10 protein-coding genes and 1 pseudogene are annotated in these 11,296 nt (G+C 48.2%); 2 read left to right on the top strand and 9 right to left on the bottom strand.

All coding sequences use genetic code 11. The features are described 5' to 3' along the window. Together ABNT28_RS07860 and ABNT28_RS07855 are read left to right on the top strand one after the other, a co-directional pair. Nucleotides 1-187 (top strand): trimethylamine methyltransferase family protein (locus tag ABNT28_RS07860; protein ID WP_348721339.1); only part of this gene is annotated, 187 nt, incomplete at its 5' end. Between the two features lie 128 nt (nucleotides 188-315). Further along, the gene (locus ABNT28_RS07855) at nucleotides 316-2,088 is read left to right on the top strand and encodes an acyl-CoA dehydrogenase (protein ID WP_332924635.1); all 1,773 of its coding nucleotides are present in this window, start codon (nucleotides 316-318) and stop codon (nucleotides 2,086-2,088) included. On the opposite strand, the gene ABNT28_RS07850 is transcribed toward ABNT28_RS07855, so the two are convergent. The 9 genes and pseudogenes from ABNT28_RS07850 to ABNT28_RS07810 form a co-directional block, all read right to left on the bottom strand. Next, nucleotides 2,085-4,427 (bottom strand): 3-hydroxyacyl-CoA dehydrogenase NAD-binding domain-containing protein, encoded by a 2,343-nt coding sequence (locus ABNT28_RS07850; protein WP_332924636.1) that lies wholly within the window; start codon nucleotides 4,425-4,427, stop codon nucleotides 2,085-2,087. The genes ABNT28_RS07855 and ABNT28_RS07850 overlap by 4 nt on opposite strands. Nucleotides 4,428-4,471: 44 nt before the next feature. Continuing rightward, nucleotides 4,472-5,269, bottom strand: a complete 798-nt coding sequence (locus tag ABNT28_RS07845) for an alpha/beta hydrolase (protein WP_332924637.1) — start codon at nucleotides 5,267-5,269, stop codon at nucleotides 4,472-4,474. Nucleotides 5,270-5,293: 24 nt separating this feature from the next. Then, nucleotides 5,294-6,592 (bottom strand): O-acetylhomoserine aminocarboxypropyltransferase, encoded by a 1,299-nt coding sequence (locus tag ABNT28_RS07840; RefSeq protein WP_332924638.1) that lies wholly within the window; start codon nucleotides 6,590-6,592, stop codon nucleotides 5,294-5,296. 150 nt (nucleotides 6,593-6,742) lie between these two features. Beyond that, nucleotides 6,743-7,777: an MBL fold metallo-hydrolase gene (locus tag ABNT28_RS07835; protein ID WP_348721338.1), complete on the bottom strand. Its 1,035-nt coding sequence runs from the start codon at nucleotides 7,775-7,777 to the stop codon at nucleotides 6,743-6,745. A gap of 8 nt (nucleotides 7,778-7,785) precedes the next feature. Continuing rightward, nucleotides 7,786-8,265, bottom strand: a complete 480-nt coding sequence (locus tag ABNT28_RS07830) for a tRNA (cytidine(34)-2'-O)-methyltransferase (protein ID WP_332924640.1) — start codon at nucleotides 8,263-8,265, stop codon at nucleotides 7,786-7,788. Between the two features lie 28 nt (nucleotides 8,266-8,293). Next, entirely contained in the window at nucleotides 8,294-8,494 is a 201-nt protein-coding gene (locus tag ABNT28_RS07825; RefSeq protein ID WP_332924641.1) for a DUF2783 domain-containing protein, read from the bottom strand. A gap of 9 nt (nucleotides 8,495-8,503) precedes the next feature. Continuing rightward, on the bottom strand, nucleotides 8,504-10,111 hold the full coding sequence (locus ABNT28_RS07820; protein ID WP_348721337.1) for an FAD-dependent oxidoreductase: 1,608 nt from the start codon (nucleotides 10,109-10,111) through the stop codon (nucleotides 8,504-8,506). A gap of 28 nt (nucleotides 10,112-10,139) precedes the next feature. Next, nucleotides 10,140-11,090 (bottom strand): MBL fold metallo-hydrolase, encoded by a 951-nt coding sequence (locus ABNT28_RS07815; RefSeq protein ID WP_348721336.1) that lies wholly within the window; start codon nucleotides 11,088-11,090, stop codon nucleotides 10,140-10,142. Beyond that, a pseudogene (locus ABNT28_RS07810) lies at nucleotides 11,083-11,296 on the bottom strand (2-keto-4-pentenoate hydratase); the annotation flags it as partial. The gene ABNT28_RS07815 and the pseudogene ABNT28_RS07810, both read right to left, overlap by 8 nt.

The following is an 11,296-nucleotide window of genomic DNA, read 5'->3' as shown; positions in this document are numbered from 1 at the left end:
GACTGAATATGTTTATCCGGCGATTGGCGACCGTTCAAGTCCCAAAGAATGGGAAGAACTTGGCAAGCCAAATCTTGTCGAGGTGGCACAAAAGCGGAAAGACGAAATACTTGCCAGCTTTAATCCTACGCATATTCCAGAAGAGCTTGATAAGAAAATACGCAGCAATTTCAATGTTCTGCTTTAGTTTTAGCACGTGACATTGAGCCACGCTTTGCGGCGTTGCAAAGGGTGAAAGGTGCGATTATCATCACCTGATTATAAAATGGTTTACAAGTAAGCACCCTGCCAAGCCTGATGTTTTGTGAGTGACATATGTATAAAGCCCCCATCGATGATATGAAATTTGCCCTTGCGCATTTGGTTGGTATCGACAATATCGCCGCTCTTCCTGATATGGATATGGTTTCAGATGATTTGGTTGATGCTGTGCTCGAAGAAGCTGGCAAAGTTGCCAGCGATATTATCGCGCCGCTAAATCATGATGGTGATGTTTTGGGGGCCACGCGCAATGACGATGGTTCGGTGTCATTGCCAGATGGATTTGATACGGCATGGCAAGCCTTAGCGACAGGTGGCTGGATCGGGTTTGAAGCACATCCCGATCACGGGGGACAAGGTTTGCCGCTATGCCTAGGGTCAGTGGTCAGTGAAATGTGGAATAGCGCCAATATGAGTTTGGCGCTTTGTCATTTGCTCACACAAGGGGCAATTGATGCATTGGAACAGGTTGGTAGCCCAGAACAAAAGGCTATGTTTCTGCCACAACTGACTAGTGGTGAATGGTCAGGTACGATGAATTTGACCGAACCGCAAGCGGGGACCGATCTTGGTGCTTTGCGTACAATGGCGACGCCTAATGGTGACCATTATCTGATCAAAGGTCAGAAGATATATATTACCTATGGCCAGCATGATATGAGCAAGAATATCATCCATCTTGTTCTTGCGCGCACGCCTGATGCCCCAAATGGCGTCAAAGGCATATCGCTATTTGCTGTACCCAAAATTATGATCAATGATGATGGCTCGCTAGGCGCGGCAAATGATGTTTTCTGCGTTTCGATCGAAAAAAAGCTAGGGATTAAGGCGTCACCGACGGCGGTTTTGCAATATGGTGATAATGGTGGTGCGGCCGGATATCTGATTGGCGAGGAAAACAAGGGACTCGAATATATGTTCCTGATGATGAATAATGCCCGCTTTGCTGTTGGTATGCAGGGGCTTGCCATTTCCGAACGTGCCTATCAGCAAGCTGTGCATTATGCGCATGATAGGGTGCAGGGGACACCGATTGCTGGCAATAAAGGTGACAGCATCATTCATCATCCTGATGTTCTGCGTATCCTGACCATTATGAAAGCCGAGATCGAAGCCATGCGTGCCTTGATGGTGGTTGGTGGTGCCTGTCTGGATAAATCACATGGCAAAGATGATGCTAGCTTCTGGCATGAGCGGGCAAGTCTTCTGATTCCGGTGATCAAGGGATGGATGACCGAACGGTCTTTGGCGCTCACATCAGATGCTGTTCAAATTCATGGTGGTATGGGATTCATCGAGGAAACAGGCGTTGCCCAGCATTATCGTGATGCACGTATTTTGCCAATTTATGAAGGTACTACGGCGATTCAAGCTAATGACCTTGTGTTTCGTAAAACCCTGCGCGATGGCGGAACAGCCGTAAAAAAACTGTTTATTGACATTGATGCTGATATGGACGCGATTGCCGCGACCCACAATGATAGTACCAAACCTTTAGCCAAACAGGTCAAACAGGCTGTTGATACAGGGCGGGATGCGTTGGAATCATTGCTGGCACGCGCAAATAATCCGCGTGATGCGGCGGCGGCAGGTGTCGATTTTGTTATGCTTCTTGGTTACTTGACAGGGGGATGGCAAATGGCGCGTGCGGCGGCGGCGGCATCAAAAGCCGAAACTGATCAAGTTGGCAATCCAGACTTTATGAAAGCAAAGCAAGCAAGTGCTGGTGCCTATATGGCCTATAGCTTGCCCGAAGTTGGAAAGCTGGCCAGTAAAATGATGGCTGGTCCTGATGCGCTTGCCAAAATGAATGTGGACTGGCTCTAGTTTCTGACAGGCGCGCCATGATCTAGCATTGATGTGATGCGCATATAGGTCTCTTTCGTTTTGGCTAGAGAAATGAAGGCTTCACGCTCACGTTCATAAAGCCCATTTTCATCAATCTCACCACCATCGCCCGCGCGTTGCAACATGACGCTGGCAATCGCCATGGCCACTGTCTTGTCATGTGGCATGAAATCACCACGATCAACACCGTCCTGCATAAAGCTGGCCATTTTGTCAGCCAGATTGGCATCAGCTAGTTTTGTGATAGGCTTTTCAGGTACACAGTATTTATCCTGCATTTTACCGATCATACTTATGGCTTTTGTAAGAAGACGATCACGATTCATAACTGTTTCATCATGGGTTTCACGGAAATATTGCATTTTAGCTGAGAGGTTAGGCGACGAACCCGTCGCGCCATAGCCGATATTCATCCATGTTTTCCAGGCAGCATCATCAACATTTTTGCCAGCTGATTGCCAGCGTAAAAAGGTTTCTTTAATACCGCCACCGCCAGGTACAACGCCAACACCAGCTTCAACAAGACCAAGCACTGAATTCGTGTGAACTGCCAGCCTGTCACAATGTGCTAATACCTCAAAACCACCACCTACGGCCAATCCAGATGGCGCGCCAATAACAGGTACAGGTGTATATTTCAGGGCGCAAACGGCATTTTGGAACCGTGTCAGGAATTGATCTATACCGTCCCAGTCTTCAGCTTCGATAAAAGCACGAAAGGCATTCAGATCAACGCCTGCCGAAAAATGCTGGGCGTCATTATGTACGATTATCCCACTGCCATGATCTTCGGCGGCGGCGGCTACGATTTCCATAGATGCATCGTTAAGGGCATTTGCTTTTGAATGAAATTCGATAAGCCTTAAATCGTTTACACTTTGCGCAAAGCCATCAAGAACAAAAAGGCTGGCCGCGTCGTTTGTCAAAATCGGTGTCATTGACCTGCGTGTCATATGAAAACGAATAACACCTGTCGGCAACATAATCGGATTATAGGTTTTGTTAGCGTCGCGAACCATCAGGCTACTACCTTGCAACTGGTAGAACGGGCTTTCAGTTTTCAAAGCCTCAGGCACCGCAACACCAGCTTCAGACATTAATGATTGCATACGCTCATATCCAATAGCGTCGATCAATTCAAATGGCCCGCGGGTCCAATTAAAGCCCAGCTTCATAGCGTCATCAATATCTTGCGGGTTGTTTGTAACATCGGGGATAAGGCTGGCTGCATAGGCAAGTACCCGCCCCAGAACACGGCGGCAGAAACGTGCACAGGCGTCATCACCTTGCAGAATCATGTCCAACGGTTCACCGCGCTTTGCTGTTGCTTCGGCAGCTTTGATTGCTGAATCTGGCAAAGTTGTTTTTGCTGGCCTTAGCGGTGCCAGTTCTGCCCCCCCTAGAGGCCGGACAAATAATTTGTCATCATCGTCAGTGACGTAAAAACCCCCTTTGCCTTTGTCGCCGGTATAGCCCTCGGCAATCATCGCATCAATCATGGGATTCTTGCCCCCAACCGCGTGAAAGGCGTCATTTTCTGGCAGAATACTGGCAAGCGATGCAACAACATCAACCATCAAATCAATGCCGATAAGATCATAAAGACCAAATATGCCCGTTTTTGGAATGCCCATCGGGCGTCCCATCAGCGCATCAGCATCTTCGACGGTCAGGCCACATTTGAAAGCTTCGTCAATGCCGACTTGCAGCGCAAATACACCTACGCGGTTGCCCAGAAAGCCAGGTGTGTCAGCACAGCGGACAACACCTTTCCCCAGAACGCGGTCATTAAAATCTGCCAGTTTTTCGATAACGTGGGATTCGGTATCACTGCCACGCACCAGCTCTAGCAAGCGCATATATCGTACTGGATTGAAATAATGTGTGATTGCAAAGCGTCTTTTAAAGGCAGTTGGCATATCTTCAACAAGAAGCCGGATTGGAATGGTCGAGGTGTTTGAACTGATAATGCAATGTACCGGAACAATGTCATCAAGGCGCTTGTACAAGGCTTTCTTTATCTCAAGCCGTTCAACAACAGCCTCAATCACCCAGTCATAATCAGCCAGCTTTTCAAGATCGGCATCAATCGTACCGGTGCTGATGCGGTTGGAGAATTTTTTATCCATCAGTTGTGGCGGGTCCGATGCCAGCAAGCGGTCAATGGCTATTTCCGCAGGGGTTTTGTCGTCCCCGGAGCGCGCATCAAGATCGAGCAACAAAACATCATGTCCGGCATTCGCGATCTGCGCAGCAATACCGCTGCCCATTGTACCAGCACCAATAACGGCAATCTTTGAAAAATCGGACTGTGTCATTACGTAAACCTTTATCTTAGTAGCGGCAGTTTCTGCATAATCTGTTAGCGGTTTCCAAGGAAGGTGCGCATTGCGGCATTTACCTCAAGAGGGCGTTCAACAGGTAGCATATGGCCTGCATTTTTTATGATCTCAAGCGTACAATCATTAATAGCTTCGGCCATCATTTTGCCAAACTTTAACGGTGTGTTGCGGTCTTTATGCGCCAGAATGCACAAGGTGGGCTGGCTTATCGATGCGGCGGCGGCACGGCCATTGCTATAGTTGTTACAAGCTGTGAAATCTGCTTTTAACGCATTGCGGTTATTAACTGCCATCAGCCGTTCACCAAAGCCGATGAAAGAATGGCCAGGCAGTGAGTGATCATATTTATGTGCTTCGGGACCGTGTCCAAAGCTTGTCAGCATGGCAATGGCTTTTTCTAGGGCTTGTTCGGACATATCCAGCAAAACCTCATTAACTGGAATTGCCATTGCGCCTGCGATCAGCACCAAATGCGTGATTCGATCAGGATAACGTGTAGCCAGTTCTATTGACACAAGGCATCCTTGCGAATGTCCGACAATACAGGCAGTTTTCACACTAAGACTATCAAGCAGATCGATAATCCACGCCGCCATATCTTCAATCGTTTCCAGCGGCGTGCCCTCAGACAGGCCATGTCCTGGGAAATCAGGCACCAACACGCTATGACCTTGATGGGCAAAATGACGGCTTTGTAAAATCCAGCTTAAATGGTTCTGTCCGCTGCCGTGTAGCATGACCAGAACGTCACCTGCCGGATCAAAATCACGTCCACCTGTTGCAAGATGGATTTTTGTACCATGCAGAACATGCTTCATCTTAATCTCCGCTATGCTGGTGACTCAGGCTTTGGTTGCGCGGCTAGCTGCTTTTAGCCCTTGTTTGAAATCGGCAATAATATCATCAATATCTTCCAGCCCTACCGACAGGCGGATCATATCATCTGACAGGCCACCCTCGATCATGGCTTCGGCTGAAATATGTGAATGCGTCGTACTGGCTGGATGGATAACCAATGTTTTGGCATCTCCAACATTTGCCAGATGCGATGCTAGATCAACTGACTCGATAAAGGCACGTCCAGCGTCACGTCCGCCTTTTAATCCGAAAACAATGATTGAACCAGCCCCACGTGGTAGCATTTTCTTGGCAAGTTCATGACCAGGGTGATCTGGTAAATTTGGATGACGCACCCACGCAACGCCTTCATGATTGCCAAGGAATTCCAGCATTTTTGCCGTGTTCTCCATATGCCGTTGCATACGAAGTGGCAAGGTTTCCAGACCTTGTAGGATGTGAAAGGCATTGGTTGGTGACAGGCTTGGTCCCAGATTATACATACCCTCGGCACGGAAACGTGCGGTAAAGGCAGCAGGCCCAAATTCTTCATAGAAATTAATACCGTTCATTGAGTAATGCGGGCCAGCAATCGTTGGAAATTTGTCGTTACGACCCCAGTCAAAATTACCGGCATCAACCGCAATACCGCCAATGGCAATACCGTGTCCGCCCATCCATTTGGTCAGCGAATGAATAATGATATTGGCACCAAGATCGATTGGTTTTAACAGCCATGGCGTATTGAAAGTACAATCAAGGATCAATGGAATGCCAGCTTCATCGGCAATCTTGGCGACCTTTTCGACATCCATTATATCAAGGCCCGGATTGCCAATGACTTCACCAAAAATCAGCTTGGTATTGTCCTGAATGGCGGCTTTTATGGCGTCGGGGTCGCAAGGGTCAACAAAGCTGGTAGTGATGCCAAAACGCGGCAGGGTATTTTCCATCAGATTGATGTTTGCCCCGTACATGCGCGATGACGAAACGATATGGTCGCCCTGAGAACAAATTGTCAGCAAGGTTGTGGAAAGCGCCGCCATACCTGAGGCCGTGGCCGTAGCGGCAACAGCCCCATCAAGGGCAGCAACACGTTGTTCAAGAACCGCAACAGTCGGGTTTGAAATGCGGCTATAAAGATGCCCGCCAATTTCCATATTATAAAGGGCGGCAGCATGGTCGCTATCCTTGAAAACATAGGATGTGGTCTGATGAATAGGAACTGCGCGTGATCCGTGTGTTTCATCGGGTACATGTCCAGCATGCAGGCTTAACGTGTCAAATTTATAGTCGCCGCTCATAGGGTCACCTTTGGGTAAAGCACAGACTTCTTTTTGCCCTGTTCGATAGACCAAGTCAACAAACCGAACAGCCAGCTCAAACCAGCAAATCCCTAACCAGCAAATCCCTGACCAGCAAATCCCTGACCAGTAAATCCCTGACCAGTAAATCTAAGCAAGGCCAAAATAGCCGATATTGTCATTACCAAGCGCATAATCCATTTTACCACCATGGAACAGATGGTTGAGATGCGCGCGCGCCTCACAACTGGCGAAAAACACTTCATGGTCAGTCAATTCAAACGGAAACAGATGGTCACTAGCCATTTTGGTTGATAGTGGCGAGGGTTTGGCGGCATCCATTAATTGCGTCAAGCGTTGCTGATGATGTGCAATCAAGGCCGCCGCACGAATGCCACCACCATAATAAGGCCAGTCATGCCCTGAAATAACCAGCCAGTCATTGTCTAGCGACCGCATATCATTCAGATAGGTGAAATAGTTTGCCAGAACATCTGCATTTATATTGCGCAGTGGCGCCGACACATTTGGCGAAATGCGTGGTAGCAGAAAATCTATGCCAAGATATAATTTACGTGCAGGGTCACTAAGGCTCATATGGCCAGGTGAATGGCCGCCGTCAAAGCGTATTTGCCACGTGCCAGAAACTGTCTTTATTTTTTGACCAGCCTCAAGAATGGTAACATCTGGAAGTTCACCAACAAGCGAGCGATAGAAATTGCCAGATTTTTTGGTGCGGTCAATGACATCTTCAGGCAAACCAAATTCAGAATAAATATCGACAGCTAGTTTTTCATAATCTGTATTTGTCATATCCAATGCCCAGCGCATCATCTCATGCTCGATAGCACCAGTCATGATAGGCGCACCTGTCAGGCTGGATAACTGTCCAGCATAACCAACATGATCGGCATGGTGATGCGTGATCAGAATGCCGGCAATTGGCTTGCCTGCAAGCGGCCCTTCAAGCATGGGTGGCCATTGCACCGCATTACTATCAGCCTTTATACCACAATCGATCAATAGCCAGCCATCGGCGGTATCAAGCGCATAGAGGTTTATATGATTAAGGCGAAATGGCAGACTGAAACGAAACCAGTATAGATCGTCAGCAAGCGCGACCATATGGCCGGGCTGAGGCACATCGATATCCAGCCGTTGCATGGTTGCATCTTGTTTTGTCATTATATTCCTTATGCCTCAGGGGACTGAAAGTCGTTTTGTCGCCATGCTTCATACATGGTGATCGATACGGCATTACTTAGATTAAGGCTACGGTTGCCTGGCAACATCGGCAAAGACAATGTCTGCTTTTCTCCCATAGCTGCATGGATGCTATCGGGCAATCCGGTTGTCTCGGCACCAAACAGGAAAATATCCCCTATAGCAAAAGTGGCGTCATGCACAATCCGTGTGCCAAATTTGGTGATCGCAAACAGGCGAGACGAGTCTATCGAAATGCCTAGGGCATCAAGGCATGATGCCAGATTGTCATATTGCTGAACCAGTGCCATTTCATGATAATCAAGCCCAGCACGGCGGCATGACTTTTCATCAAGTGAAAAACCAAGCGGCTTTATCAGATGCAGCCGTGCGCCCGTATTCGCACATAGCCGGATGATATTGCCCGTATTTGGCGGTATCTGGGGCGTGAACAGGATGATATCAAACATGAAGGATTATAATCCGTTGCACCAGATGCTAGTTATCAATGGATGCACGCGCTGTGCGGACAGCATCGCGGATTATGTCCGCATCGCCAATATGGTTCATCATCACCAGAATAAGCGCGGCATTTAGTTGGGTGCTTTTCTCTGCAGACAAACCCACATGGGCATCAAGCAATTCATTATAAAGGGCATCGCTATCGGTGCCTAGATTGAAGTCTGTATTCACGGTCATATGTTTCCCCTATATAGCTGATTGTGCACAAGCGCGCGCCAATGCGGCGGAAATATCTACGCTTGTAACCTTGTCAGATAACCAGCGTGCGGCAACATGCTGATCAGGCCGGATCAGATATATGCCAGTGCCATATCGTTTGTTAACAAGCCCTTCAACATCATTGAAATCAGCATCCGCGGCGATGTGGATACAGTGAATATCGTCGGGCGCTTTGCATAAAGGCGTTCCAATAACTAAAAGCGTAAATCTGTTTCCAAGCTGGTTCATCAGCCAAGCATGATCACCATTCTTCGTCACAAGCGGAGCATCGAGGCAAGGGGCACCAACAGTCATTTGGACATCAAAGTCGTCTGTATCATTTTTGGTCAGGCTGCTATGTCCAAGCTGGCACGGCAATGACAGCCGCCCCGCATTCACAAGCCGACGGGCAAATGGTGCATTTACACTTAATCCCAGAACAGCATTACGAAAGGCCATTTCCACATCGCTATCAGGTGACATGAATCTGGATGTCCAACTGGAATTACGGATGTTCTCATCTGCTCCAAACACACGCTCTTCATTATAGCTTTCAAGCAGGTCTTGGTTTGCCTGTCTGGAAATAACAGCGGCTAGTTTCCAGCCTAGATTATCAATGTCATGGATACCACCATTGCCACCGCGTGCGCCAAAAGGTGACACGACATGCGCCGAGTCACCTACAAAAATGATGCGCTTATGAAGAAAGCGATCAATCCGTCGGCAGTTGAAATCATAGATGCTGACCCATTCAAGTTTGAAAGGACGGCCGCCAACAATCTTCTCAATACGCGGAATTACATTTTCAGGTTTCTTTTCTTCATCTGGGTCGGCATCAGGGCCAAGCTGTAAATCAATCCGGTAGATATTATCTGGCTGTTTGTGAAGCAGGGCTGATTGGCCTTTATGAAAAGTAGGGGTAAACCAGAACCAGCGTTCAGATGGGAAATCAGCTTCCATTTCAACATCAGCAATCAAAAACCGCTCGTCAAAATGCCGACCATCGAAATCAAGATTAAATTGTTTGCGCAAAGGGCTTTTCGCCCCGTCACAGGCCAGCAGGTAAGCCCCACGAATATCATAGATGCCATCAGGTGTTTGAATCGATGCGGTAACACTGTCTTCATCTTGGGTTACCGACATGACCTTATTTTTGAAACGTAAATCGATCAGTTCGGCAAAATCCGCACAACGTTCCACCAGAAACTGTTCTACATAATATTGTTGCAGATTGATAAAAGCTGGAAATTTGTGGCCATCTTCGGGCAATAGATCAAAGGTATAAATTTCATCATCGCCGCGATAAACCCGCCCAAGTTTCCATGTAACGCCCTTGGCCAACATCCGGTCAGCCACACCAAGTCGGTCAAAAATTTCCAGTGATCGTTTCGCCCAGCATATTGCCCGACTGCCAACAGAAACAACGTTATTATCATCCAGTACAATACTGGCAATGCCTTTGATAGCTAGATCAATAGCTAATGCCAAACCGATTGGGCCAGCACCAACAATCAGAACAGGTGCATCAGACGCCGCCTCGCCAGATAGCTCGGGCGGGGTGTGATAGGGAAATGGTTCATATGCATAACGCGCCATAACAATCTCTCAATCTAAGGCTGTTATATTAGCCTTGTAATGCGTTCCACATATCCAGGTCACGCGCGGCTGTCCAGATACGTGGTGTATCAATACCTTTTGCCTCGTCAAAGGCGCGCGCCACGTTAAATGGCAAGCAATGCTCATAAATCGCATAATCAGCGAATTTAGGGTCGCAGACCTCGCGCACTGCATCCCATGCATCTTTCAATGTTCCACCCTTGGCGGCCACCATGGCTGCAGGTCGATAGGTGCTCATCACAAAGTCGCGGGTGTTTTCAATCGCCGCCGTGACCATTTCATCGCCAACCAACGCGTCACCTCGTCCAGGCGCAATGGCGCTTGGGGCAAAACTGGCAATCCTGTCTAATGTGCCACCCCAATCGTGAAAATGGCCATCACCACAATAGCAGGCTGAATGATATTCAACGATGTCACCTGTGAACATTACCTGTTCATCTGGAACAAAAGCTACAATATCACCTGCTGTATGGGCGCGACCAAGATGCATCAGATCAATTTGCCGCTTGCCAAGATGGATCGTCATTTTCTGGTCGAAAGTCTGCGTTGGCCAGGTCAGACCGGGAATTGATTCATGCCCTTGGAACAGGCGTGGAAAGCGTCCAAACTCACTATCCCAATCTTCCTGGCCACGTTCATGTATCATCGCTCGACATGTATCGGATGCAATGATTTCAGACGCGTCATAGGCCGAGGCACCCAACACACGCACCGCATGATAGTGCGACAGCACGACATGTTTAATCGGTTTGTCAGTCACGCCTCGGATTTTCTCGACAACTATATTGGCAAGCCGCGGAGTGGCCTGTGCATCGATGATCATGACGCTGTCATCACCGATGATAACGCCCGTATTTGGATCGCCTTCAGCCGTAAATGCCCATAAATCGCGCCCGATTTCGGTAAAACTGATATTTTTTTCGGTCAAGTCACCTTGGGATGCAAATGCTTTAGCCATTATATGCCTCTACTATCTGTTCGATCCGGCCAAAGATGCTGGCACCATCATCATCATGCATCTCAATGCCGACCTTGTCACCAAAGCGCATGAATGACGTCGATGGCGTTCCATCTCTAATGGTTTCAACCATCCGAATTTCGGCAAGACATGAATAGCCACGCCCGCCATCAGCGACAGGCCGGCCAGGCCCGCCATCTTCATCA

The sequence above is a fragment of the uncultured Candidatus Puniceispirillum sp. genome (assembly GCF_963979125.1).
In the GTDB taxonomy this organism is placed as follows: Bacteria; Pseudomonadota; Alphaproteobacteria; order Puniceispirillales; family Puniceispirillaceae; genus Puniceispirillum.
This window is presented reverse-complemented; position numbering and strand designations above follow the sequence as displayed.